General features: G+C 49.2%; 22 protein-coding genes. 15 read left to right on the top strand and 7 right to left on the bottom strand.

Annotation, left to right across the window (positions count from 1 at the left end; genetic code table 11):
• Nucleotides 1–150: 150 nt before the first annotated feature.
• The 4 genes from epd (at nt 151) to mscS (ending at nt 4,654) form a co-directional block, all read left to right on the top strand.
• Nucleotides 151–1,155, top strand: coding sequence for an erythrose-4-phosphate dehydrogenase (gene epd / locus EHW58_RS11055; protein ID WP_077578346.1), 1,005 nt, complete (start codon nt 151–153; stop codon nt 1,153–1,155).
• A gap of 72 nt (nt 1,156–1,227) precedes the next feature.
• Nucleotides 1,228–2,394: a phosphoglycerate kinase gene (locus tag EHW58_RS11050; RefSeq protein ID WP_152796392.1), complete on the top strand. Its 1,167-nt coding sequence runs from the start codon at nt 1,228–1,230 to the stop codon at nt 2,392–2,394.
• Between the two features lie 153 nt (nt 2,395–2,547).
• Nucleotides 2,548–3,624 carry a class II fructose-bisphosphate aldolase gene (fbaA, locus tag EHW58_RS11045; protein ID WP_152796390.1) on the top strand — a complete coding sequence of 359 codons (1,077 nt, stop codon included), beginning with the start codon at nt 2,548–2,550 and terminating at the stop codon, nt 3,622–3,624.
• A 172-nt stretch (nt 3,625–3,796) separates the two neighbouring features.
• A complete protein-coding gene (gene mscS / locus EHW58_RS11040; protein WP_152796388.1) occupies nt 3,797–4,654 on the top strand; it encodes a small-conductance mechanosensitive channel MscS in 858 nt (285 codons plus the stop codon).
• A 56-nt stretch (nt 4,655–4,710) separates the two neighbouring features.
• On the opposite strand, the gene EHW58_RS11035 is transcribed toward mscS, so the two are convergent.
• Nucleotides 4,711–5,301 (bottom strand): LysE/ArgO family amino acid transporter, encoded by a 591-nt coding sequence (locus EHW58_RS11035; RefSeq protein WP_077459013.1) that lies wholly within the window; start codon nt 5,299–5,301, stop codon nt 4,711–4,713.
• Nucleotides 5,302–5,458: 157 nt separating this feature from the next.
• On the opposite strand from EHW58_RS11035, the gene EHW58_RS11030 reads away from it, so the two are divergent.
• Together EHW58_RS11030 and EHW58_RS11025 are read left to right on the top strand one after the other, a co-directional pair.
• Complete coding sequence (locus tag EHW58_RS11030) at nt 5,459–6,349, top strand: LysR family transcriptional regulator ArgP (protein ID WP_152796386.1); 891 nt, start codon at nt 5,459–5,461, stop codon at nt 6,347–6,349.
• Nucleotides 6,350–6,445: 96 nt separating this feature from the next.
• Nucleotides 6,446–7,144 (top strand): oxidative stress defense protein, encoded by a 699-nt coding sequence (locus tag EHW58_RS11025; protein WP_046075075.1) that lies wholly within the window; start codon nt 6,446–6,448, stop codon nt 7,142–7,144.
• A 74-nt stretch (nt 7,145–7,218) separates the two neighbouring features.
• Here the strand turns inward: EHW58_RS11025 and EHW58_RS11020 are convergent, their stop codons facing one another.
• The 3 genes from EHW58_RS11020 to EHW58_RS11010 form a co-directional block, all read right to left on the bottom strand.
• Nucleotides 7,219–8,766: a sodium:alanine symporter family protein gene (locus EHW58_RS11020; protein WP_077459005.1), complete on the bottom strand. Its 1,548-nt coding sequence runs from the start codon at nt 8,764–8,766 to the stop codon at nt 7,219–7,221.
• 237 nt (nt 8,767–9,003) lie between these two features.
• Nucleotides 9,004–10,227: an ATP-dependent RNA helicase SrmB gene (srmB, locus tag EHW58_RS11015; protein WP_077606489.1), complete on the bottom strand. Its 1,224-nt coding sequence runs from the start codon at nt 10,225–10,227 to the stop codon at nt 9,004–9,006.
• Nucleotides 10,228–10,330: 103 nt separating this feature from the next.
• Complete coding sequence (locus EHW58_RS11010; protein ID WP_158075485.1) at nt 10,331–11,035, bottom strand: tRNA1(Val) (adenine(37)-N6)-methyltransferase; 705 nt, start codon at nt 11,033–11,035, stop codon at nt 10,331–10,333.
• A 307-nt stretch (nt 11,036–11,342) separates the two neighbouring features.
• Between EHW58_RS11010 and brnQ the strand changes: the two genes are divergently transcribed.
• The gene (brnQ, locus tag EHW58_RS11005) at nt 11,343–12,650 is read left to right on the top strand and encodes a branched-chain amino acid transport system II carrier protein (RefSeq protein ID WP_077578294.1); all 1,308 of its coding nucleotides are present in this window, start codon (nt 11,343–11,345) and stop codon (nt 12,648–12,650) included.
• Between the two features lie 90 nt (nt 12,651–12,740).
• Here the strand turns inward: brnQ and fldB are convergent, their stop codons facing one another.
• Complete coding sequence (fldB, locus tag EHW58_RS11000) at nt 12,741–13,259, bottom strand: flavodoxin FldB (protein ID WP_046075079.1); 519 nt, start codon at nt 13,257–13,259, stop codon at nt 12,741–12,743.
• A gap of 148 nt (nt 13,260–13,407) precedes the next feature.
• Between fldB and xerD the strand changes: the two genes are divergently transcribed.
• The 5 genes from xerD (at nt 13,408) to EHW58_RS10975 (ending at nt 20,351) form a co-directional block, all read left to right on the top strand.
• Nucleotides 13,408–14,298 carry a site-specific tyrosine recombinase XerD gene (gene xerD, locus EHW58_RS10995; RefSeq protein WP_077459008.1) on the top strand — a complete coding sequence of 297 codons (891 nt, stop codon included), beginning with the start codon at nt 13,408–13,410 and terminating at the stop codon, nt 14,296–14,298.
• A 21-nt stretch (nt 14,299–14,319) separates the two neighbouring features.
• Nucleotides 14,320–16,050 carry a single-stranded-DNA-specific exonuclease RecJ gene (gene recJ, locus EHW58_RS10990; RefSeq protein WP_152796384.1) on the top strand — a complete coding sequence of 577 codons (1,731 nt, stop codon included), beginning with the start codon at nt 14,320–14,322 and terminating at the stop codon, nt 16,048–16,050.
• Nucleotides 16,051–16,144: 94 nt separating this feature from the next.
• Nucleotides 16,145–17,243, top strand: a protein-coding gene (gene prfB / locus EHW58_RS10985) for a peptide chain release factor 2 (protein WP_101494515.1) whose coding sequence is annotated in 2 segments (ribosomal slippage) — nt 16,145–16,219 and nt 16,221–17,243 — 1,098 coding nt in all. Because the reading frame shifts where the segments join, the coding sequence is not laid out codon by codon here.
• A 26-nt stretch (nt 17,244–17,269) separates the two neighbouring features.
• On the top strand, nt 17,270–18,778 hold the full coding sequence (gene lysS / locus EHW58_RS10980; RefSeq protein WP_046075081.1) for a lysine--tRNA ligase: 1,509 nt from the start codon (nt 17,270–17,272) through the stop codon (nt 18,776–18,778).
• A gap of 235 nt (nt 18,779–19,013) precedes the next feature.
• Nucleotides 19,014–20,351, top strand: a complete 1,338-nt coding sequence (locus EHW58_RS10975; protein ID WP_046075082.1) for a sigma-54 dependent transcriptional regulator — start codon at nt 19,014–19,016, stop codon at nt 20,349–20,351.
• A 34-nt stretch (nt 20,352–20,385) separates the two neighbouring features.
• Here EHW58_RS10975 and EHW58_RS10970 read toward each other — a convergent pair whose 3' ends face one another.
• Nucleotides 20,386–20,817 carry a PACE efflux transporter gene (locus EHW58_RS10970; protein ID WP_077639111.1) on the bottom strand — a complete coding sequence of 144 codons (432 nt, stop codon included), beginning with the start codon at nt 20,815–20,817 and terminating at the stop codon, nt 20,386–20,388.
• Nucleotides 20,818–20,900: 83 nt separating this feature from the next.
• Complete coding sequence (locus EHW58_RS10965; protein ID WP_152796381.1) at nt 20,901–21,620, bottom strand: GntR family transcriptional regulator; 720 nt, start codon at nt 21,618–21,620, stop codon at nt 20,901–20,903.
• Between the two features lie 168 nt (nt 21,621–21,788).
• On the opposite strand from EHW58_RS10965, the gene EHW58_RS10960 reads away from it, so the two are divergent.
• The 3 genes from EHW58_RS10960 (at nt 21,789) to EHW58_RS10950 (ending at nt 26,465) form a co-directional block, all read left to right on the top strand.
• Nucleotides 21,789–23,117: a 6-phospho-alpha-glucosidase gene (locus EHW58_RS10960; RefSeq protein WP_227986311.1), complete on the top strand. Its 1,329-nt coding sequence runs from the start codon at nt 21,789–21,791 to the stop codon at nt 23,115–23,117.
• A gap of 51 nt (nt 23,118–23,168) precedes the next feature.
• Nucleotides 23,169–24,725, top strand: a complete 1,557-nt coding sequence (locus EHW58_RS10955) for an alpha-glucoside-specific PTS transporter subunit IIBC (RefSeq protein ID WP_077639110.1) — start codon at nt 23,169–23,171, stop codon at nt 24,723–24,725.
• Nucleotides 24,726–24,947: 222 nt separating this feature from the next.
• Complete coding sequence (locus EHW58_RS10950; protein ID WP_152796380.1) at nt 24,948–26,465, top strand: helix-turn-helix transcriptional regulator; 1,518 nt, start codon at nt 24,948–24,950, stop codon at nt 26,463–26,465.
• The last annotated feature ends 8 nt before the right edge of the window (nt 26,466–26,473 follow it).

The following is a 26,473-nucleotide window of genomic DNA, read 5'->3' as shown; positions in this document are numbered from 1 at the left end:
CGCGCCCGTCTTGGTATTTGGATGATAGCCAGACGGGCGTTTTTCACGGTACTTCATCCCCGAAGGCGCGTGAGAAGGCTCACACAACACGTGCGTCTTTTACGTGCTTGAGATACACTATGGGGCATCGTTAAACGAGCACCGATGGACATGGCATTAAGAGTCGCAATTAATGGATTTGGTCGTATAGGGCGCAGTGTATTGCGGGCCCTGTATGAAAGTGGCAAGCATGATCGCATTCAAGTGGTCGCGATTAATGAGCTCGCAGAGCCCGAGGCGATGGCGCATCTGCTGCAATATGACTCAAGCCATGGTCGGTTCGGCTGGCCGGTTTCCTATAACCAAGAACATTTGTTTGTCGCCACCGACAGCATTCGCCTGCTTCACTTACCGGAACTTCAGCTTTTACCTTGGCGTGACCTTGATGTTGATATTGTCTTGGACTGCACGGGCAAGTTTGGCACACGAGAAGACGGTGAGGCTCATATTGCTGCAGGTGCTAAAAAAGTCTTGTTTTCACATCCCGCCAGCCAAGATGTTGACCGTACCGTTATTTACGGGGTCAACCATGATGCGTTAACCGCGGATGATCGTATTGTCTCTAATGGCTCATGCACCACCAATTGTATCGTCCCAGTGATCAAAGCCTTGGACGAACACTTTGGAATTGAGTCCGGCACTATCACTACCATTCACTCTTCAATGAATGACCAGCAGGTGATTGATGCGTATCACTCAGATCTGCGCCGAACGCGCACCGCAAGCCAATCGATCATCCCGGTGGATACCAAACTCCATGTTGGAATTGGTAGGATTTTTCCGAAATTTTCTGACAAATTTGAAGCGATCTCGGTGCGCGTACCGACGATAAACGTGACAGCGATGGATTTAAGTGTCACTGTACGTACTAAAGTGAAAGTTAATGACGTAAATCAAGCTCTGCAGACGGCATCTCGATGTACATTAGACGGTATACTGGATTATACCGAAGCGCCCTTGGTATCGATCGACTTTAACCACGACTCACACAGCGCCATTGTTGATGGATCGCAAACACGAGTCAGTGATCACCAGCTGATTAAAACGCTGGTTTGGTGCGATAACGAGTGGGGTTTTGCCAACCGAATGTTAGATACCACACTTGCCATGGCGTAATAGACGCAAGCGTGGGTGGGGTGTTGCCCTGATTAAATCAGTTTCAATTTGCAACCTTATAGCGAGGACCATATGTCTGTAATTAAGATGACCGACTTAGATCTTGCCGGAAAGCGTGTGTTTATCCGTGCTGATCTGAACGTGCCTGTAAAAGACGGTAAAGTGACCTCTGACGCACGTATTTTGGCATCACTGCCTACGATTAAGCACTGCTTAGAAGCCGGTGCAAAAGTCATGGTGACCTCTCACCTAGGTCGTCCTGAAGAAGGTCAGCCTGAAGATCAGTATTCACTGCAGCCGGTAGTGAACTACCTTGATGATGCGCTGGATTGTAAGGTCAGCCTCGCTAAAGACTATCTAGACGGTCTTGAGCTTAATGCCGGTGAGCTGGTGGTGCTTGAGAACGTGCGCTTTAATAAAGGCGAAAAGAAGAACGACGAAGCGCTGTCTAAAAAGTACGCGGCACTGTGCGATATTTTTGTGATGGACGCATTTGGTACGGCGCACCGCGCCCAAGCCTCAACTCATGGTGTGGGCACGTATGCGCCTGTGGCTTGCGCTGGCCCATTGCTGGCTAACGAGCTGGATGCGTTAGGCAAAGCGATGGACAACCCGGCACGCCCAATGGTGGCGATTGTGGGTGGTTCAAAAGTGTCTACCAAGCTGACGGTACTGAAATCACTGTCAACCGTTGCTGACCAGCTGGTTGTGGGCGGTGGTATTGCGAACACCTTTATCGCAGCAGACGGTCACAATGTCGGTAAGTCGCTGTATGAGGCGGACTTAGTGGATACGGCGAAATCTTTAATGGAAGAGTGCCATATTCCTGTCGCTACCGACGTTGCGTGTGCGAAAGCGTTTGATGAAAACGCGGAAGCAGAGATCAAGCGCGTTGAAGATGTGCAAGACGACGACATGATTTTCGACCTTGGTCCTGAATCAACCCAGGCATTGGCAGACATTTTGAAAAATGCCAAAACCATTCTGTGGAATGGCCCTGTTGGCGTCTTTGAGTTTAAGAACTTTGAAGCGGGCACAGCAGGCATTTCAAAAGCGATCGCGGAGTCTGAAGGCTTCTCTGTTGCAGGTGGCGGCGATACCCTCGCGGCGATTGACAAGTTTGGCATCCAAGCTGACGTGTCTTACATCTCAACCGGTGGCGGCGCGTTCCTAGAGTTTGTTGAAGGCAAGCCTCTTCCAGCGGTAGAAATGCTGGAAGCACGCGCCAAAGACGCATAAACCAGATAATAAAACGGGAGGGACATCTCCCGTTTTTGCTTTCGTTTGACTACAATAGGCCGAGTCGTAAACGATTGCACCAGATTGATAAGGGTGCTTCAGGCATCTTTACTCAGTTCAGCAAAGACAACCCGAGTTAATAGGACAAGAGCCATGTCTAAAGTTTTTGATTTTGTAAAACCTGGCGTTATCTTTGGCGATGACGTTCAGAAAGTATTTGAAGTTGCCAAAGAGAACAAGTTTGCATTGCCTGCAGTCAACGTGGTTAACACTGACTCAATCAACGCAGTGATGGAAGCCGCGGCGAAAGTAAAAGCGCCAGTGGTTATTCAGTTCTCTAACGGTGGTGCGGGTTTCTTCCCGGGCAAAGGTCTGAAACTAGAAGGCCAAGAAGCGCAAATTAAAGGCGCTGTTGCCGGTGCGAAGTACGTTCACGCCATGGCTGAAGTCTACGGTGTGCCGGTGATCATGCACACTGACCACGCTGCGAAAAAACTACTGCCTTGGATTGATGGTCTACTTGACGCTGGCGAAGCCTTCTTCAAAGAGCACGGTAAACCGCTTTTCTCTTCTCACATGATTGACCTGTCTGAAGAGTCTCTAGAAGAGAACATGGAAATCTGTGCCGAATACCTAGCGCGCATGGACAAAATGGGCATGACGCTAGAAATCGAACTGGGTATCACTGGTGGTGAAGAAGACGGCGTGGACAACAGCGATGTTGATACGGCTGACCTTTACACCAAACCAGAAGAAGTGGCTTACGCGTACGAAAAACTGTCTGCTGTAAGCCCTCGTTTTACCATTGCCGCTTCATTCGGTAACGTTCACGGTGTTTATAAGCCAGGTAACGTGGTACTTAAGCCAGAAATTCTTCGTGAATCACAGGCTTACTGTTCAGAGAAATTTGGTCTGCCGACCAATGGTCTGAACTTCGTGTTCCATGGTGGTTCGGGTTCTTCAGAAGAGCAAATTCAAGAATCCATTGGTTACGGTGTGATCAAAATGAACATCGATACCGATACCCAGTGGGCTACATGGGATGGTATTCGTCAGTATTACCAAGACAACGAAGGTTACCTGCAAAGCCAAATCGGTAACCCGAAAGGTGATGATCAGCCAAACAAAAAATTCTATGACCCACGCGTTTGGCTACGTAAAGGTCAAGAGTCGATGGTTGCGCGCCTTGAGCAAGCCTTTAAAGACCTTAACGCGGTTGACGTACTGTAAACGTTATAACAGTGTTGAATTAAAGCCCGCCATTTGGCGGGTTTTTTTATATCTGCGTGATACCGACACGTCTCATTGGGTAGACATTTTGCGTCACTGAGATAGACAGCGACCAGTAAAAGCCTGTTAACATAGGATTACTGTTTATCCCAATTTGAAGAGGGAAAAGTGAATGAGTGAGGAAAACACAGTGGTAGAGGGTGCTAAGTGGGCACAGACCTGGCTGACGGATAATCAAGATCTCTTGATTCAGTACGGGGTGAACATTATTTCCGCACTGCTGATCTTGGTGATTGGTAACCTTGTGGTTAAAGGTTTAGCTAACTCCATGGCGGGTATCATGCGCAAGCGCAACATGGATAACGCGGTGGTGGAGTTTATCCATGGTTTAGTGCGTTACTTACTGTTTATCATTGTTTTAATTGCAGCATTAAGCCGCGTGGGTGTGCAAACGGCGTCTGTGATTGCCATCTTAGGTGCCGCAGGTTTAGCCGTGGGTCTTGCCTTACAAGGCTCGTTGGCCAACTTTGCCGCCGGGGTATTGATTGTGATGTTCCGTCCGTTCAAATCGGGCGATTACGTCGAATTGGCCGGAGTCGCTGGCTCTGTTGAGTCCATTCAAGTGTTCTCTACGGTGCTCACTACCCCGGATAACAAAATGGTGGTGGTGCCAAATGGTTCGGTGATAAGCAGCCCAATCACTAACTATTCCAAGCATGCCACACGCCGCATTGACTTGACGATTGGCGTAGCGTATAGCGCGGATTTGAAGAAAACCAAAGCGGTGTTGACGGATATTGTCACCCAACATCCCTTGATTCTGAAAGATCCTGAGCCCAATGTGGCGGTGATGACGTTAGCCGACTCATCGGTCAATTTTGTGGTGCGCCCTTGGGTGAAAACAGAAGACTACTGGAGTGTTTACTTTGAGCTGTTGCCAACCATCAAAGAAGCGCTGGACGAAAATGGTATTGAAATCCCGTTCCCGCAAATGAGTGTTCACTTCGAGCGCGGCGAGAGCCAAGCGTAACCTCACGGCGGGCGACCGTCATTATGGATGCGGCAGCGTGGCCGCATCCCTGTTTTTTAGCCCGCCAGTAAACGTGCGTACAGGCCAAGTGCGAGTTTACCGGCCACGAATAACATCATACTCGCCATGAGTAGGTCGAGCAGTCGCCGGATAGAGGGCGTGGAGAGCCACGGCGACAAGCGCGCGGCCCCTGCTGATAAACCGTAAAACCAAAGGCACGATCCCATTAGGGCGCCGACCGTAAAGGCAACGCGTTCATCGAACGCAAATTGGCCACCAATTGCCCCTAACACTACCACGGTATCGAGATACACATGCGGATTGAGTAAGGTCACCGCCAAGGCACCAATGATCACCGCGCGGCGGCCTCGACTCATGGTGGGTGTCGCCATTGACACGTCCTGGTTGTGCTGACGTGCGCTTTGGATAAACTGCCATGCATACACACTCAGAAAAGCGATCCCCGCGAGCGTAATGGTGTTGAGCAGAAGTGGGTAGCTTGCTAACAATGCCCCTCCGCCAAAAATACCACTTGAAATCAAAATAATATCGCAAATAAAGCAGATCGATGCTGTGGTCATATGGTGTTCACGGCTGATACCTTGGTTAATCACATAGGCATTCTGAGCGCCAATGGGAATAATCATGGTTAGGCTTAATCCTAAGCCCTGAAGTGCGACGAGAAAGCTGCTCACCCTGTTCTTCCTTCTTTTTACTGGTATAACCCTCACTTTAAGCAGGATTGCCTATTAAAGGAACTTAATTATATTTATGGTTAATTAATTTAACTAATGAGGCGCAAGGATGGATTATCGAGGAGTAGAAGCGTTAGATGCGGTGATCTCTTGGGGAAGTTTTGAACGCGCGGCGGCGGCCCTGTTCATTACTCAATCTGCGGTCTCTCAACGTATAAAGCAGTTAGAGCGGCAAATCGCCCAGCCTGTAATGGTGCGTGAGCAACCTCCGCGGCCAACGCCGATCGGTCAGCGTCTACTGGGTCTTTATCGACGCGTGCAACTGTTGGAGCAAGAAACCTTGCCTGAGCTGGCACCAGGTATTGATGGGTCAGTCTTGTCGGTCTCCATTGCCACCAACGCGGATAGTTTAGCGACTTGGCTACTTTCGGCCCTCGCGCCACTGACCGCCCATCAAGCGATTGACTTTAATTTATTGGTTGAAGATGAAAGCCGTACGCTCAATAAAATGCGCAGCGGTGAAGCGATTGCGGCGATCAGCACTGACTCCACGCCGATGCATGGCTGTGATTGTCGTTACTTGGGTACCATGGACTACAGTTGTGTGGCTACCCCAGCGTTTGCTGAGCGATACTTTTCTGATGGGATTGATAGAGAGGCGTTAATGGCCGCGCCGGCAGTGATTTTTGATGCACATGACGATATGCATGCGGATTTTCTAGCGGCTCATTATGCCATGCCCGCAGCGGGGTGGCGCCGACATATTGTCCGCTCTTCGGAGGCATTTGTGGCCATGGCATCGCAAAGTATGGCGTATTGTTTGATCCCACGGATTATGGTGTCAGCGCAGTTAGCGGACGGGCGCTTGGTGGATGTGATGCCGGGGAAAGTGGAGTCACGGCATTTGTACTGGCATTTTTGGGCGATGGAAAGTGGTGTGTTAGCGGCGATTACCCACGCTTGTCAGCAAGCGGCGAAACAAGCACTGGTTCAATATTGACACAAAATTGACGTTGGCAGGGGAGCTTTTGGTGTTTTTTCGCGTCTGACTTAGCGTTACTTACTATCTATCGCTTGCCTTCTCAAAGGAGAGATTATGCAAAAATTGAAAGCAATGGTATGGCTGACGGGGGCCTTAGTGATGGCACCCGCCGCGATGGCCAATATTGATTTTCCTCACTTGGACATTACCGGTGTCGGGGAAGTGACCGCTGCGCCAGACATGGCGAGCATTGAAGTGGGCGTGGTCACTGAGCGTAAAACGGCGAAAGCTGCGAAAGCCGCATCCGACAAAGCGGTCACGGCGTTTATCAATCGGCTGTCGGCACAAGGGGTAAAGCGCGAACAAATCGAGAGTGCGCATATTCAGCTGTCACCGCGTTATCAACACGCCAAAGACAAAGCGCCTGAGCTGATTGGCTACCGTGCGGAACGCCACGTTACTGTGACACTCAATCAGCTCGATAAATTGAATGCGGTGCTAGATGGTGCCTTAGGTGAGGGGATCAACCGTATTCGCCATGTACAGCTCACCAGCAGTGAGCAGGCCACCTTGAAAGATAAGGCCCGTGAGGCGGCGGTACAAGACGCCAAAGAGAAAGCCGAGGCGCTCGCGAAAAGCCTGGATATGCGTGTTGATGGCGTCTGGCAAATTCGTTATCGATCCAGCAACCCACGTCCTGTGATGATGAATACCGAACTGCGCAGCGGCAGCGCGGATGTCGCGGCGAGCTACCAAGATGCAACCATGCAGGTGCGTGATCAAGTCGATATTATTTTCCGCCTTGATGACTAGTAGCGTCGTTGGCCAACACGATCAAAAAAGGGCGCTGATGCGCCCTTTTTTACCATTGATTCGCTGTTTGAATCTTATGCCGTTGGATTGATAGGTTTGCCATCGGCATCGGTGGTTTCACTTTCTTGCTTGCCATTACGGCGCGCCAGACGTTGTTCCCAGTAATCGGCATTTTTGATGCCAAGCTTAACCGGATCAAAGGTGTAGGTTTCTACCCCTCTGGCCTGTTGCTCTTCATAATCTTTCAGCGCCTTAAGGGCTGGCTTAGACATAAAGAAGATGATGATGATGCCAACAATGTTTAACCATGCCATCAAACCCACACCGGCATCACCAAACGCCCATGCCAAGTTCGCACTCCGCACACAGCCGTAGAACACGGCGGACATCAGCACCACTTTCAGCGCAAACATCATACCTGGCACTTTGATAGTGCGACGCAGGTAAGCAATGTTGGTTTCGGCAATGTAGTAGTAGGCCAAAATGGTGGTAAAGGCGAAGAAGAAGAGTGCAAAGGCGATAAAGGGTTTACCTAAGCCAGGCATCGCCGCTTCAATCGCCAGCTGAGTAAACTCAGGGCTGTTTGCCGCGACCGAAGACGCCAAGTTTTGCACGATATAGGCTTCACCTGGACCATGGACGTTGTAAGCACCGGTGATGATGATCATAAACGCGGTTGCCGAGCAAACTAGCAAGGTATCGATGTAAACCGAGAAGGATTGAACTAGGCCTTGCTGAGCCGGGTGATCCACGTTGGCAGCCGCCGCCGCGTGTGGCCCTGTTCCTTGACCCGCTTCGTTGGAGTAAACACCACGTTTTACCCCCCAACCAATGGCTGCACCCGCACCTGCCATCGGTGTGAAGGCATCGCCGATGATCATAGAAACCACGGCGGGAATTTCACTGATGTTCAATAGGATGATGACAAACGCAATAATGATGTACGCCAGTGCCATGAAAGGCACGACGATTTGCGTAAAGTGGGCAATACGTTTAACACCACCGAAAATGATGAATCCGAGCACGATAGAGATAAAGGCACCGGTAATCACTTTCGAGACTTCAAGCGCACCAAACATGGCGGTATCAACCATGGCACCAGAGCCAAATGCGGTTTCAACGGCATTACCAATGGCGTTAGATTGCACGCCAGGTAGCATGACACCACAGGCGAGTAAGGTCGCGAGAGCGAAGAGGATGGCATACCATTTTTGTCCCATCGCTTTTTCGATGTAGTAAGCTGGGCCACCACGGAACTCACCATTGTCTTCTTCTTTATAAATCTGTGCCAATGTTGACTCGGTATAGGCGGTTGCCGCACCGAGAAAAGCAACGACCCACATCCAGAAGACCGCGCCTGGGCCACCAAAACCGATAGCGGCGGCGACGCCGGCAATATTACCCGTACCGACACGGCCGGAGAGTGAGACTGCTAAGGCTTGGAAAGAAGAAATCCCTTTGGTTGAGCTTTTCCCTGAAAAGAGGAGTCGCCACATTTCGGTGAAGTGACGGATTTGAACAAAGCGCGTCAGTATGGAATAGAACAGTCCCGCACCCAAACAGGTGTAAATCAGAACCGGGCTCCATATGATGCTATTTAAGAAATCGACAAACGATTGCATAGTGAGTTCCTTCTACTGTGTTTGCATCATGTTTTGTTGTTATCGCGATTAGCATCTTAAACTGATTTGCAGCGCAATTGTTAATATTTTGTGTCATTGCATTGCGCGATGTGTGAATCTGATCGTTTTGTGCTCAACAAAATGGACGTCGATAGCGAAAAAAAGGAGGCCTTTTCGGGCCTCCTTGAGTAATTCCTTATATATCAGCCAGTCAGTGAGGCTGATAGATGTCTAGTTCTATTTGCGTTTTTTGGGCTTTTTGACTTTGCTCGAGTTTTTAACGCTTTGCTTCTTTTTTTTCTTCTTATGCTCTGCTTTTTTATGTTTTGGCTTCAAGCTAGCAATGGTTCGCTCTTTAATCTCTTCATCCATATAGCGCATGATCCTATCCATCATTGGTTGATCATGGGCTTCGACCAGTGAAATGGCAGAGCCTTTTTTGCCCGCACGAGCCGTGCGACCAATACGGTGTAAATAGACGTCAGCCGTGCGTGGGAGATCATAGTTGATCACATGGGTGATATCTGGGACATCAATGCCGCGTGCCGCAACATCAGTGGCCAGCAGTACACTGACTTTTCCTTCACTAAACCGGTTGATTGCATTGTTACGCTTCGCTTGTTGCATTTCACCTTGGATCCAGGCGCAATCCAGTTGTTGTGACTGCATATAATCACGAAGCTCCGCCAAGCGCTCACGTGTTTTAATAAATACAATCGCTCGTTCAGCCTGTTCGCTGACAATCGCCTTTAATAAGGCGCGTTTATGGTCAAGATCATCGCAGCGATGGTACCACTGGGTGATTTTTTTACGCTCGCGGCGTGGTGGTGTGACATCCACCAGCTCAGGGTTATCTAGCAGATCCTCGGTAAAGCCTGCTACCCCGCGCCCTTCTAGTGTGGCGGAGAAGAGCATGGTCTGACGGCGGCGCTGGCACTCATCAGAGAGTCGATTGACGGCATTCGCAAACCCCATATCCAGCATCCGGTCTGCCTCATCTAAGATCAGGCATTCAACGGCGCGACAATCGAACCGTTCGGCTTCAATGTACTCCATCAAACGGCCAGGCGTTGCCACCACAATATCCTGTGTTTTACCCAACTGCTCGGCGTGCTCTTGGTATGAAATGCCCCCGGTGATGGTGAAGATCTTAAGACTGGTATTTTTCGCTAATGCGCGCGCTTCATCAGCCACCTGAATGGCTAATTCACGCGTGGGGGTGAGAACCAGTACGCGTCCTGGCCCGGGTTTTTGCCGCGGGAAGTCGAGTAAGTGCTGCAACATGGGCAGCAAAAAAGCCGCCGTTTTGCCGGTTCCCGTTGGGGCGGAGGCAAGGATGTCACGTCCATCCATACCGTGGGGGATAACCTCAGATTGGATCAGCGTAGGGCGCTGATAGCCCATATCGTCAAGTGCACTGAGCAGTTCTGGATCCAGCTCGAGTTCGGCAAAGCTTCGCACAGGTAATTCTCCAAGGATAGTTAAGCGCGGTATTATAGACGCAAATAGTGTAAATGGGCAGCGCGCCCAAGGCCAATGATAGCGAGACGCTGCTCGTTTTGGATTACGAGAGTTTGAGGTAAAACGCGCGTGTCAGATCCGCGAATGCCTGCGTATAAGCGCCATCTCTCTCGCGCACCACGATCGTATCAGATCTGACTGCGCCCGTCGTTGGCGAGAGTGTGAATAATAAGCGCGAAGGCGATTTATCCGGCGTCGGGCGCACGGATAGCTGCCGGCGTAAGAACAGGCCTTGTCCCTGAGCAGAATGAATAAACGCGTCTGCCTCTTTACTGGGCAAAATAAGATCGGCACACCCCGTCGGGGTAAGTAACCCTTGCAAGCACGCGATAAGTGCGGGATGGCTCAGGGTATTTGCATGCCTAGCGACCGCGCGCTGTTGATTGCTGGACGGGGCGCCACTGGTAAAGTATGGGGGATTACAAACAATGTGTTGCCATTGTTCCGTGCGCTCAAAAGCGTTGATATCAGCGTGGTGTACTTGGATTTGCCGAGCAAAGCATGAGTGTTTCACATTTAGCTCGGCGCAGCGAAACGCGGCCGTATCATACTCAACCGCGGTCAGCGACAAGGATGGAAAACGTTGTGCCAACATCAATGCCAATAAACCGGTTCCCGTTCCGATATCCAAGCTATTACTCGCCGTCCCAGGCTGAGACCACGCGCCCAGTAGTACACCATCCGTACTGACTTTCATGCCACAGTCACCGTGGTCGATAACAAATTGTTTAAAGCGAAACTGGCTCATTTGTCCTGCACTCTGGCAACTTAGCGGCATCAAGGGGTAGCATTTTTTGCTTTTGTGTAACCATGATGTTATTGAGTTTGTTTGTTAAAAAATACCACAGATAACATAATAACTAGTTTATTGAGCTGATTGTTATTGCTAATGCAGAAGATCACAAGGTTTTTTGTCAATGCCTTTACTGTGGCTATGAACTTCTTCATTATTCTGCGTTCTGCCCATCGTCTGAAACAAAATATTATAATTGAGCGTTTCAGATGGGTGAAACATTATTGATTGCAAACACCCTCTTAAGCTGTAGGTATACATCGTGACTAAGCGTTTAAAATTAGTAGATATTTTAGCGTTAGGTTTTATGACCTTTGCCTTTTTCTTAGGCGCAGGAAATATAATCTTTCCCCCACAAGCTGGCATGTTGGCCGGTGATCACTTTACGGCTGCAATGATCGGATTTTTGATCACTGCCGTCGGTCTTCCTTTAATCGGTATCATTGCGGTTGCGGTGGCAGGCGGAGGCTGGAAGGGCCTAACGCGTGACTTACCCACAGGTGTTGCCACACTAATGGCCGTGCTGATTTTTATCATTATTGGCCCCGCCTTTGCTGCGCCTCGTGCCGGACTTGTCGCCTATGAGATTGGATTTAAACCCTTTTTATCAGCTCCTGGGCAGCTAGAACTGGGCGCTTTCTCTGTGGTCTTTTTTGCCGTCGCGATGTTTTTCTCTCTTTCTCAAGGCAAGCTGATTGATACCATCGGTAAATTCTTGACACCTTTGCTTTTCGCGGCGCTCGCGATTTTGGCTATCGCGGTGATTGTTAACCCACAAGGCGAAGTGGTGGCCGCGCAAGGTAACTATGTTGAAAACGCACTGACGACTGGCTTTTTGGAAGGTTACAACACCATGGATACCTTTGCGGCGTTAATGTTCGGCATGTTGATTGTCGATGTGATCCGTAAAAAAGGTATCGAAGACAACAAAGCGACCTGCATGTACCTGATTTATGCCGGTATTATTGCCGCCGCTGGACTGGCGTTTGTGTATGTGTCGCTGTTCTACTTGGGCTCAACGGCTAGTGCGGTGGCGCAGGGAACGCAAAATGGTGGCGAAATCATGGCCGCCTACGTGGATGCACTGTTTGGCCCGGTTGGGCAAATGATCCTGGCGGCGATTATCGGTTTAGCGTGTTTGACGACCGTGATTGGGTTGGTGAGTGCGTGTGCTGATTACTTTAGTTCGCTCACATCATGGACGTACCGTCGTTGGGTGGTTGTCGTGGCTACTGTCTGTGCGGTGGTGGCCAATGTGGGTCTCAAGCAGCTGATTGCGATTTCTGTCCCTGTGCTGTTTGCCCTTTATCCTGTCGCGATTGCGCTGATTGGTTTGACGTTTATTCGTCGCTGGTTGCCAAATCCGGCTGTGGGTTATCGCCTTGTGTTGGGCGTGGCATTGCTCTTTAGCTTGCTCGATGCGGCAAAAGTCATGGGCGCTGACATGAGCGGCTTTAGCTTCCTACCGCTATTCGATGTCGGTATGGCCTGGCTGCTACCTACATTGGTGGCTATGGGCGTGGCAAAGTTTGTTGGATCACGGGCGAATGCGTTAGCAGACGCATCGTGATATCGACCGATGCATGATAGCGAACAAAAACCGCGCTGAGAGGCGCGGTTTTTTTGTCCCATTAATTGGCCAGCGCGAGCCGGGATAGGCTCAAAGTAAGGCTTGATACTCGAGTAGCACTTGCTCGCACCAGTTTTGAATCCGCTCGTCACTGAGTTCGTACTCGGAGTCTTCATCAAGGGCGAGACCGACAAATTGCTTGCCATCCTCGGTCACCGCTTTTGAGGCATCAAAACGATAACCTTCGGTGGACCAGTAACCAATAAACTGTGCGCCACAGCCTTGTAGTTGCTGGTGGAGCATGCCCATGGCATCCAAATACCATTCGGCGTATCCTTCTTGGTCGCCCAAGCCAAACAGGGCTATGACTTTGCCGTTTAGTTGGAGACTATCAATGTCTTGCCAAACCGCTTCCCAATCTTCTTGTAGCTCACCAAAATCCCACGTTGAGATCCCAAGTAGTAGCAAGTCGTAATCTGCCATTTTGGCTAGCGGTGTTTCTTTGACATTATGTAGCTCGACCAAATCATCACCGATAAAGTCACGGATTTTCTCCGCGGCCATTTCGGTATAGCAGGTTGTAGAACCATAAAAAAGACCGATTTTCATAGCGCGACTCGTTTGTGTGTAATGGGCGCAGTTTACCTGCTCACCGGCAATATGATCCAGCAACTGACGGTGACATTTTGTATAATAGCCGCTGTCCGTTACCCAGATGATGGGCGGTTTTTTCGATTAATAACCAAGTGGGTTGAAGGTGACGAATAACATTGAACGCATCGAGCAGTTTTTGGATGCAATGTGGATGGAGCGTGGGCTTTCCGAAAACACGTTGAATTCGTATCGCACAGATTTATTGAAGCTGTGCCATTGGCTCGACACCCGCGCGTTGGTGGCGGTGAGCAAGCAAGACTTACAAGATTACCAGTACTGGCTACATGAGCAGGGCTACCAGTCTAGCACTCGCAGCCGTATGGTGTCGGCGTTACGTCGCCTATTCCAATACTTGTATCGACAGAAGTTGCGTCCAGACGACCCCAGTGCCACCCTAATCAGTCCGAAGCAGCCCAAGCGGCTGCCGAAAGACCTGACGGAAGAGCAAATCGATGCACTATTAATGGCACCGAATACCGACGACCCCCTTGAGCTTAGAGATAAAGCCATGTTGGAGCTGTTATATGCGACGGGTTTGCGTGTGACAGAGCTTATCGGGCTGACGATGGAGAATGTGAGCTTGCGCCAAGGTGTGGTGCGGGTGTCCGGTAAAGGTGACAAAGAACGCTTGGTCCCGATGGGAGAGTCGGCCGTGGATTGGCTGGAGCACTATTTGGCGTATAGTCGCCCGGTATTGCTGGGTGAAACCAGTACCGATGTGTTTTTCCCAAGCAAACGCGCCCGTCAAATGACACGGCAAACCTTTTGGCATCGCATCAAGTACTATGCGCAACTGGCGGGGATTGAGACAGAGGATCTCTCGCCCCATGTTTTACGTCATGCGTTTGCGACCCACTTGCTCAATCATGGGGCCGATTTACGCGTGGTGCAGATGTTACTCGGACACAGTGACCTATCGACGACCCAAATCTATACCCATGTGGCGACTGAACGTTTAAAACAGCTGCATCAAACTCATCACCCACGCGGCTAATCGAGAACTGGTGACAACTTCATGATAGAAATAAAAAGACGTACGCCGTCGGTTACGCCGGCATTCAGCGATGCGATTCCGCCGTTACTGCAGCGTTTATACGCCAACCGCGGCTTACAAGCAGACAGCGAGCTCAATCGAAGTGTGGCTGGATTGCATCAATATCAAGCGTTAACGGGGATCGACACCGCGGTGAGCTTGCTGGCTGAGGCGCTAAAGGCTCATCAATCCATCTTGATTGTGGGTGACTTCGACGCCGATGGCGCGACATCGTCAGCACTCTCCGTCAAAGCCTTACGCATGATGGGCGCCACCCGCGTCGATTACTTGGTGCCAAACCGCTTTGACGATGGGTACGGCTTAAGCCCAGAGGTGGTCGATCAAGCCGCTGAGCGGGGAGCAGAGCTTATCATGACCGTGGACAACGGGGTGTCATCGCTGACGGGTGTGGCGCGCGCCAAAGCGTTAGGCATGCAAGTGGTGGTGACTGACCACCACCTCCCAGGAGAAGCATTGCCCAATGCCGATGCCATGGTGAATCCTAACCTTGATGACTGTGGTTTTCCGTCGAAGGCACTTGCCGGTGTCGGGGTTGCTTTTTATTTGATGCTGGCGCTGCGCGCGCATTTACGTGACCAAGGGTGGTTTGAGCAGCAGGGACTGACCGTCCCTAACTTAGCCGACTTGCTGGATTTGGTGGCGCTGGGCACGGTCGCCGATGTGGTGGCCTTGGACAGTAACAACCGTATCCTGGTTCACCAGGGCTTACAGCGGATCCGCGCCGGACGTTGCCGCCCAGGGATCCAAGCGTTGATCGAGGTTGCCAATCGCAACATGGCCACGCTTGTCGCTAGTGATTTCGGGTTTGCATTGGGGCCGAGGATCAATGCCGCGGGGCGTTTGGATGACATGGCATTTGGGGTTGAGTTGTTGCTATGCGACAACATTCATGCTGCCAGACGCATGGCGTCTGAGTTGGATGCGCTCAATCAAACCCGCAAAGACATTGAGCAAGGAATGAAGCAAGAAGCCGTGGCTTGGTGTGAGCGCTTGATTGCCGAGCAGTCTGAGCGTGAGTTGCCGGTGGGGCTGGCACTTTTTCAGCGAGATTGGCACCAGGGAGTGATAGGGATCCTCGCCTCGCGCTTAAAAGATCAATTTCACCGCCCTGTGATTGCGTTTGCCGATGGTGGTGATGGACTGATAAAAGGCTCAGCGCGTTCGATTCCTGGTTTGCATATGCGCGATACATTGGATCGGATTGATACCTTAAACCCTGGATTAATTAAAAAGTTTGGCGGCCATGCCATGGCGGCCGGATTGACCATCGACGAAGCACAGTTTGATACGTTCGCCAAGCAGTTTGATAGCCAAGTACGTGAGCAGATCAGTGAGGACGACTTAAAAGGTGTCTTGTTAAGTGATGGTCCCTTACAAAGTCACGAACTGGGGTTAGAGACAGCAGAAATCATTCAAGCAGGCGGCCCTTGGGGGCAAGGCTTCCCAGAGCCGCAGTTCGATGGCATTTTTAAGGTGCTGCAGCAAAAACTGGTGGGCGGAAAACACTTAAAATTGATGGTCGAGCCCGAGGGCGGTGGCACCATGATTGACGCCATTGCCTTTAATGTTGATTTGCGTCGCTGGCCCGATCCCAGCACCAAGACGCTACGGCTCGTTTACCGCCTCGATATAAATGAGTTTCGCGGAAACCGTAGCGCTCAGTTGATCATCTCTCACCTTGAAGCCGCTTAAATGTGCGGCTTTTTCCATCACGCCCTGTTTATTGGCGCGACAATTCGCTAAAATTCGGCGGTTAAATTTCCGCTAACAATGAAGATGCTTGACCATGTTTGAGATTAATCCAATCAAAAACCGCCTCGCCGATATCGCCGAACGTACCGATGTCCTTCGGGGGTATCTTTGACTATGATGCCAAGAAAGAGCGTCTAGAAGAAGTTAATGCCGAGTTAGAACAACCGGACGTGTGGAATGAGCCGCAACGTGCGCAAGCGCTAGGGAAAGAGCGCGCCTCACTAGAAGCGGTGGTGGAAACCATTGATCAACTGACTCAAGGCGGCGAAGACGTCAACGAATTGTTGATGCTTGCGGTCGAAGAAGACGATCAAGAAACCTTCGACGAAGTGGAACCTGAGCTGGTGGAGCTTGAAGCCAAGCTAACCAAGCTAGAATTCCGCCGCATGTTTTCTGGTGAGCACGATGCGTCTGATTGCTATATTGACCTGCAAGCTGGGTCAGGCGGTACCGAAGCGCAAGATTGGACCAACATGATGCTCCGCATGTACTTGCGCTGGGCGGATGCGAAAGGCTTTAAAGCCGATGTGATTGAAGTCTCTGAAGGGGATGTGGCTGGATTAAAGTCTGCCACAGTACGCATCACCGGTGAATACGCCTACGGCTGGTTACGTACTGAAACGGGCGTTCATCGTCTTGTGCGTAAATCGCCTTTCGACTCGGGGGGCCGTCGCCATACCTCGTTTGCCTCGGCGTTTGTGTATCCGGAAATCGATGACAACATTGATATCGATATTAATCCATCAGATTTGCGGATTGATGTGTACCGTGCCTCTGGCGCGGGTGGGCAGCACGTTAACACCACCGAGTCAGCGGTTCGGATCACCCACGTGCCGACCAACACCGTGGTGCAGTGCCAAAACGATCGCTCACAGCATAAAAACAAAGATCAAGCGATGAAACAGCTGCGTGCGAAGTTGTTTGAGCTTGAACTACAAAAGCAAAACGCGGAAAAACAAGCCAACGAAGACGCCAAATCAGATATCGGTTGGGGCAGTCAGATCCGCTCCTACGTATTAGATGATTCGCGCATCAAAGACTTGCGTACCGGTATTGAAAACCGCAACACGCAGGCCGTTCTCGACGGCGACTTGGACAAATTTATTGAAGCCAGCCTCAAATCTGGCCTGTAATGACGAATTAATGTAAAGGGTTTTCTATGACTGACCAGTTACCAGATGAAAATAAGCTGATTGCCGAGCGTCGCGCCAAGCTCACTCACATTCGTGAAAACTGCAAGGCAAACGGCCATCCTAATGATTTCCGTCGTGAGCATCTAGCGGCTGACTTGCAAGCTGAATTTGGCGAGAAAGAAAAAGCGGAACTTGAAACACTTGACCATAAAGTGACCATCGCGGGCCGCATCATGGCTAAACGTGGCCCATTTATGGTGGTGCAAGATGTTTCGGGCCGTATTCAAGCCTATGCGTCAAAAGACGTGCAAAAGGCGTTGAAAGCCGAGTACCAAGGTTTAGATATCGGTGACATCATTGGTGTGCACGGTGCGCTACATAAATCTGGAAAAGGCGATCTGTATGTCAACATGGAGCGCTACCAGCTGCTGACGAAAGCCCTACGTCCGCTACCGGAAAAATTTCATGGGCTGGCCGACCAAGAGCTGCGCTATCGTCAGCGTTATGTCGATCTGATTGTCAACGAAGAGTCGCGTCACGCCTTCCAGGTACGCTCTAATGTGGTCACCGCCATCCGTAATTACATGGTGGAAAAACACTTTATGGAAGTGGAAACGCCGATGATGCACGTCATCCCAGGCGGTGCGACCGCGCGTCCGTTTACCACCCACCATAATGCGCTTGATATCGACATGTACTTACGTGTGGCGCCAGAGCTTTACTTAAAGCGTTTGGTTGTCGGCGGCTTTGAGCGTGTGTTTGAAGTGAACCGTAACTTCCGTAATGAAGGGCTCTCACCGCGTCATAATCCAGAATTCACGATGATGGAATTCTATATGGCGTATGCCGATTACAATGATCTGATGGATCTTACGGAAGACATGCTCTCTCGCGTCGCGCTGGACGTGATGGGGCAGTCTGTGTTGCCTTATGGTGAGCATGAAATTAATTTCGCGGGGCCTTATCCGCGAATGACCATGCTCGATGCTATCAAGCAATATAACCCTGATCATGCTGATATTCAGGCGCTGACGTATGAGACGGTACAAGATCGTGACCACCTTGCCTCGATAGCGAAATCACTCAAGATCAGTGTTGAGTCATTCTGGACGACTGGGCAGTTGCTGGAAGAGATCTTTGGTGAGACGGCTGAACCACAGTTGATTCAGCCAACCTTTATCACCGAATATCCGGCCGATATTTCACCGCTGGCGCGTCGCAATGATGATAACCCGTTTGTGACCGACCGTTTTGAATTCTTCGTCGGTGGGCGTGAAGTGGCAAATGGCTTCTCGGAGCTTAACGACGCAGAAGACCAAGATGAACGTTTCAAAGCTCAGGTCGATGCCAAAGATGCCGGTGATGATGAGGCTATGTACTACGATGCGGATTATATCAACGCACTCGAGCATGGTTTGCCACCGACGGCGGGACAAGGAATTGGTATTGACCGATTGGTGATGTTATTCACCAACACGCATACGATTCGCGATGTGATTTTGTTCCCAGCCATGCGCCCACAGCAAGGCAGTTAACACTGGACAGACCACAGAACAAGCGGCTCATTGAGCCGCTTTTTTTGCGCCTTGCGTCATTGTCTTTTCATAAACCTGCGATATTTTATCTGGCTTTTTCAGATATTTGGCTACAATTATCCGTATTACAACCCATCGTATGTCTCTTTATTGAGACAGATTAGAACTTGCCCTTCTTTATAATAGGGGCTTGATTCGCTGGCAAAAAAGACAGACTGGATGTAAGGCAGGTGTTATGGGATTCGATTCGGGGAATGACAAAACCTTGAGCTCACTCGTCGTTGTTGGCGGGACATATGAGCCTTGGTTAGCGACCCTTGAGCAAGCTGGTTGGCATTGTCATCGCTGTTATGATTTGCGAGCCGCGCAGTCATTGCTACAAGATATCGGCCCCTGTATAGGTATTGTCGATTTAAGTCATGATGACTTCAGCCTCAATGGGGTGGCGTCACTGGTTAATCGCAACAAACAGGTGCGCTGGTTAGCCTTAGTAAGAGAAAACCAACTTAATAACGAAGCGATCTGTCAGTTTATTGTCAGCTTTTGTATTGATTACTTCACCTCGCCTGTCCCGAACTCGCAATTGATGAGTACCATTGGTCACCAATTGGGCATGTTGCGCCTTGAGCGACAAGTATGGCCGCAACTTGGCGATCATAGCGATATGGGTTTGGAAGGCGCCAGCCCCGCGATGAAAAAGTTGCGTGACCAGGTCAGGCGTGTTGCGCCAACCGACGTGTCTGTATTGATAGCCGGTGAGAGCGGCACAGGTAAGGAGTTGGTAGCGCAAGCGGTTCATCATGCATCAACCCGTGCGAAGGCGCGATTTGAGTCGATTAAATGCTCAGCGCTTGCGGATGAACAAATGCAGCAGGCGTTATTGGGAGACGAGCACTCGCATGGCAAAATTCGTCAATGCCATAAAGGTACTCTCTTTTTTGATGAGATTGGTGATCTGCCGCTGCATCTACAAGGGCACTTATTGCACTTATTGCAAGAGGGCACCTTGGATATCAGTCATGATAAATATGAGCATGACTTGGATGTGCGGGTGATTGCCTCGACCCACATGGATTTGGAAAAACGCGTGGCTGAGGGGCTTTTTCGTGAGGATCTGTATTACCGGTTAAACGTACTGCGCATTAATATGCCTTCATTAAAAGACCGTCAGCCAGATGTGCCTGATTTGGCAGAATATTTTTTGCTTAAGTTTGCACGTCAATACAACACACAGGCGAGGACCTTTTCCGATGAGGCCAAGCGTGTGTTAAGCAGTTACTCGTGGCCGGGTAATGTGCGCGAGCTCATTAATCAGGTGAAACGGGCAGTATTGTTGGCCGATCATCTGGTGATTGAAGCGGAGCACTTAGATCTGCCCCGTCAGGGGGATTATAAACAAAGCTTACGTAAAATCCGTGAAGAGTCTGAAAGAGACGCGCTGATCGCCGTCCTTGAAGAAAATAAGGGACAAGTATCGGCCGCGGCCAAAGAGCTCGGTGTGTCACGTGCGACCATGTATCGGCTATTGAACAAACACAACTTGATCCCCTCGCCGCGTACCTTCCGTCAGTAAATCTTTGTACGAGTGACGCTCAGGGCTGGCAGACTCAGCCCTGCTGGGATTGCGTATTTGGGATCGGAAACAGATAGTCGTACAGCCAGTTATAAACAAACGCATATACCAGATAAAATACCACGAGCCCAATATCCATACTGAGTGCTTGCCAAAAGCTCATCGACAGCCACCACATGATAAAGGGGATGGTTGCGACCAGCAGACCGGCTTCAAAGATCACCGCATGCAGCAGACGCAGCGGTAAGGTTTTGAGCACTGAGCCCCGCCAAGCCAGCATCGCTTTATCAAAGCCAATGTTGTAGACATAATTCCAAAGGGTGGCAAGCACAGAAAAAATCGCCCCCATGATCCCAAGATGACCGATGCCTGCGCCAAGGATCCAATTGAGCCCTAACACCACTAAGATCAAGCCCGTTAATTCAAAACCGATAGCATGGCGCCATCTATCTGCTTTTGTTCTCATCAGATATTCCGTCGAAGTAAGGTAACTCGGTCAGACTACACCTCATACTCAACAACGCAACCGAGACGTCTCGAGGAAATGGATCATTGTTGTGTTTGGCGGTGAGCGATGAATTCAAAGCTGTACTGGTATAAGCGAAAGTAGTTCACTGTATATTCAAACGGTGTCCCGTCGACAAGCTCGCTGACTGATTCGACCCGTAATATGGGCGAATTTTCACGGGTGTTGAGGAGGGCGGCGAGTGAGGTTGACGTGCTATCTGGCCAGACACATTGGCGACTTTTCGCGATCTGCATCCCCTTATGTCGCTCGATATAGTCGTACTTCGATGTTTGCATCACTTCGATACTGAGATCGGTAAACATGGCCACCGGCAGGTACGTGCACTCAAGGATTTCTGGCTCGCCATCAATCAAACGAAGACGTTGTATTTCATAAATCAACGTCCCTTCCTCCACGTTTAACTTGCTGGCAATGGTGTGGCTGCAAGGTGACGTTTCAAATGCGATCACTTTTGAGCTGGGTGTTTTGCCTTGCGCTGAGACTTCTTCGATAAAGCCCATCAGTTGAAAGGCGTTGTGCTGTGCTTTAGGTGCTTTTACATAACTGCCGCTACCTCGGACACGGTAGAGGAGATCATTATCAACCAACACCTTCATCGCCTTACGTATCGTGACGCGGCTGACGTCATAGGTAGCCTGTAGCGTGGCCTCAGTCGGCATCATCGCGCCTGGTGTCAGGGTGCCATCTTTAATCTGCTCAGTGAGTAAATCGGCTATTTGCATGTAGCGAGGTTTCAACATGTCGGCTCCTTTTGGCTGCATTCCCCATCATAACAAACTGTGATCGATAATACATTTGAAGTACATAAATAGATTTTCATTGTGCTTTAGATCAATAAATGCTCTTTTGTGTATTCTTAAAGTATTACTTATGTAATACATTAAAGATACATATTAAGAGGAGACACGATGATGAAACCACAAAAGCTCACTATCGTCGGGGGTGGAAGCACCTATACATTGGGGATGATCAATAGCTTGATTGCTGAAAAAGAAGCATTTCCGCTAAGCAAAATCACCTTCTACGACATTGATGAACAAAGACAAGCTTCAAACGCCAAAGCAACAGAAATCTTACTGCGCGAGGCCTATCCTGAGGTCGAGGAGTTCGTTTATACCACGGATAAAGAAACCGCATTTTCAGATGCCGATTTCTTCTTTATTCAGATCCGCACGGGTGGGTTACCGATGCGTGAGCGTGATGAGCAGATCCCATTGTTTTACGGTTGTGTGGGACAAGAAACGTGCGGCGCGGGCGGCATGGCGTATGGACTACGCTCGATTGGTGACATGATCACTCTCGTGAATGACATCCGTCACTTTGCTCCGGATGCTTGGATTTTAAACTATACCAATCCTGCAGCCATTGTCGCTGAAGCCTTACAGCGAGAGTTTCCTCATGACAACCGCATTCTAAACATCTGCGACATGCCCGCTGCCATTATGGTGAGTTATGCGCAATTACTCGGCTGCGAAATCTGGGACTTGGTGCCGGAATACTTTGGGCTGAATCACTTTGGATGGTTTACCAAGGTACGAAACCGAGAAGGTGTCGACCTGACCGATGAGATTAAACGCATCATTTTGGAAGAGGGGATCAGTGCCGTTGATCCAGAAATTGCTGATGACCCTTCATGGCAAGCAACGTTCAAGAACATGCAAACCATGCTAAAAGACAATCCGCAGTATTTACCCAATACTTACCTGCAATACTACTTATATCCAGAAAAAATGGTGGAAAAAGAAGATATTGCTAATACGCGTGCGCGCCAAGTGATCAATGGTCGAGAAAAGCGAGTGTTTAGCCTGAATGAGCGCATCATTGCCGCGGGCACTACCGCGAATGAGCATCTTCATGCAGATATCCATGGACGCTATATGGTGCGTGTAGCGGCCTCCTTGGCCTATAACCGTGGTGAGACCTATCTGGTTATCGTACCGAATGATGGCGCGATCCCAAATATTCAGAATGATGCCATGGTTGAAGTTCCGGCCGCGTTAACCAATGACGGCCCGAAACGCTTTGCCGTTGGCACCATCCCTACATTCCAAAAAGCACTGATCGAAGGCCAACTCGGCTACGAAAAGCTGGTCGTGGATGCATGGTTTAGCGGGGATCGACAAACACTGGTCAACGCGCTCACGCTTAATCGCACCGTTGTGGATGTGCCAAAAGCGCAGCAAATCGTCGATGAGCTCTTACGTGTGAACAGCGACTATCTACCTCAATTTCATTAATAATACGATGCCCCAGAGACCATCTGGGGCCAACATCTGGGAGCGATCATCATGAAAGATATGATCCAGCGCTTTGGCGCAGCAATGTTTGTCCCTGTGCTCCTCTTTCCTGCAGCCGGTATGTTATTAGGCTTATCGGTGATGCTGCTCAACCAAGATCTATTTCCTTGGGCAGTGGAAGGCAGTGCATGGGTAAAAGTGTCAACGATCCTTCTCCAAGCCTCGTTGGCGGTGTTTAAAAATATGGCCTTGGTGTTTGCGGTAGGGTTACCGATAGCACTAGCAAAATCTGCATCTGGGCGCGCAGTGCTTGCCACACTGGTGTCATACATCACCTTTAATTATGTGATTGGTGGCATTTTACAGTTCTGGGGACCTGAGCTTGGGGTGAACTATGTGGAGGGTGAGCGTGGGCTTACTGATGTGGGCGGTATACTTACTTTGGATACTAACCTATTGGGCGCCATCGTAATTGCTAGCCTCTCCGTTTGGGTTCACAACCGCTTCTTCGACAAAAAACTGCCAAACTGGGCGGCGGTATTTGGTGGCACACCTTTGGTGGTTATTGTGAGTTTCCCCATCATGGTACTCATGGCGATTATCACCTGTTTTACTTGGCCAAGTATTCAGCACGGCATTAATAATCTACAAACCTTTTTAGTTGGTGCTGGATCGTTCGGGGTATGGATGTTCACTTTCCTTGAGCGAATTATGATCCCAACGGGTTTGCATCACTTTGTCTATGGCCCCGTATTCTATGGACCCGTCGCGGTGGATGGCGGCACGGTGGCGCATTGGATTCAAAATATCCAAAACTTTGCCAGTAACCCTGCGCCTTTAACTGAACAGTTCCCACAAGGTGGCTTGATGTTGACTGGGATGGGGAAAGTCTTTGGCTGTACAGGTATTGCTATGGCCCTTTACGCAACCGCGAAACCAGAAAACAAGAAAATGGTGCTCGGTTTAGTACTCGGTGCGGCATTGACGGCCATTCTTACTGGGATCACTGAGCCGATTGAGTTTACCTTCCTGTTCATCGCGCCGGCATTGTTTGCACTCCACGCGGTACTGGCAGCTACCATGGCAACCATTGCCTATTGGTTTGGTGTCTCAGGTAACTTTCAAACCGGACTTATCGACTTTATTTTTCAAAATTGGCTACCACTAGGCAGCTTGCATGGCACTACATATATTGCACAAGTGCTTATCGGTCTGAGTTTTACCGCCATCTACTTTGTGGTGTTCCGCGCGCTGATTTTGAAGTTTGATATTCCCACCCCTGGTCGAGGTAGCGCAGAGGCGAAGCTTTATACCAAAGCCGACTATAAGGGCGCGCAACAGAGTGATTCATCGAGCGGTGTGATTGACGGTGGACAAGCGAGCGCGTTTATTGAAGGGTTAGGAGGCAAAGATAATATAGCCTTGCTCACCAATTGTGCCACGCGGTTACGTATCAAGGTACATGAGCCAGAAAAAGTAGCGGAAACGCAATATTTTCAAGAGCATGGTGCAGTAAACATGGTACGTAATGGTGATAGCTTTCAAATTATTGTTGGCTTAACCGTACCGCAGGTTCGCGAAGAAATGACGCAATTGACACGAGCGTAGGTTTTGCGCCTAAAGACAAGGAGTGAAGAGCGGTACTGGGTACCGCTCTTATGCATTGAGGTTAATATAAGCCAGAAGTTAATAGTACTTAGGTACTATTGATTAAAGTGTTACTAATGGTAATGTTCGTTGGCTACGAAAAGTCGTGTGAGTCTGAGTAAGTTGTTGCCCAATTTAAGGCGATACTCAGTGTGACCATCGAATAATCATTGAGAGTATGTAATGTCTGAAATTGAAGAAGAGCTGTTACTAGCCTTTAAGTTGAGTAGGGTTATTACTTACGACGTTTTAGATCGTTGCGCTTTCCCTTATAGGGATGTTGTCAAAGAAAAATTATCTAATGAAAAGGATATCATTAGAGAAAATGGACATGAGTACTGTTATTTAGGGAGAGAACTATCGGATCTTGACTGGCAAACAATTCTATCGATCATCGATAATGATGATAGAGTCTTCAGGTTTTTAAGTGTGTTACCTAAAGAAGGAGTAAATCGATTATATGAAACCTTACTGAAGCATGAGAGTAATGTGAATCATTACGTGAGTGTGATCTTACAGGTGATGATTGATCTTAACTTAAGTGAAACGCCACTGTTCTTAGTGAACAGGCTGATGCGGCAAGGTTTCAATTTAGAAAAGAGAGTGCTCGTCAAAGCGATTAAAATATATCTTGTGTTTGGGAAGTTTGAACAAGCTAAGCTATGTTATAACGTTTTTTTCGGTAATCATAACCCAGACTCCAGTAGCTATGGTGAAATAGTCTTGTATCATATCGTGCGTCGGCTAGAGCACGGTGAAACACTCAGTGCTGATTTGTTTTTTGAAAAGTATCAGCTTGATAAAATTGACATTGATGACGAAGAAGCAGTTGACTTACTCACATCAACTGCCCAAGAATTATTTCTTCTTAGCCGATTTGATGATTGCCAACATCTGCTAAAAAACCTCCTTCCCTTATGCCAAAGGCGAAAGCGTTGGATTAGCCTGTATTATGGCTATTTCCTAAATATCCTTTGTGCAGCAATGAGTGATAGTCACGAGACCGCATTGGGCCGGTATGAATTATACACCCTACTACCTTACCGAACACATAAAATGGAGTACATGACAACGGTAGCTATTATCATTTCTTCAATTTGGGCAGGGAAAGGTTTACACACCATAGATAAATATATAACTCGCTTTAAGCGTGATTATTTATCATCTGCTGATAACTGTTTTTATCAGATATACTCTTTGTACTGCAATATGCTAATCGAGGTATCAAGAGAGCGGTTCTCCTTTAAGAGCTTTGTTGCGTTTGAGAGAAAACTCATCTCGGTTTACGAGTATAACCAGGTATCAGAAGCTTGGAACACCCCTGATTTCTACTCGCTGTATGAGTTAGCTCGATGTCGAGACGAACGTGTCAGGCTGCCGTGCATTGTAAAAGCGTCTTTTGTTGAGCATTTTTATCAAGAGCAAATTAGAAATTACTTGAGAAATAGACCTTGTGACTTCAAGCCGCCCATTCTTTTTGTCTGTTTGAAGCGAAGTATGCAAGCCATAGATTTACAAAAAGAGGGTGCAAGCTGTCATGCTTTATCTAAAAAGGAGAGAGAAATCGTGGAGCTGCTTAAGCTGGGTTACTCTTACAAAGATCTTGCTAGTGCACTAAATATATCCATCAACACGGTTAAGTCCCATGCAAATAATATATATAAGAAACTCGGTGTTAAGGGACGCTATGATTTATTATGATTTTTGTT

The sequence above is a fragment of the Salinivibrio sp. VYel1 genome (assembly GCF_009377945.1).
Taxonomy (GTDB): Bacteria; Pseudomonadota; Gammaproteobacteria; order Enterobacterales; family Vibrionaceae; genus Salinivibrio; species Salinivibrio siamensis.
Note: the sequence above shows the minus strand (reverse complement) of the source record. Positions and strands in the feature narration are given on the sequence as shown.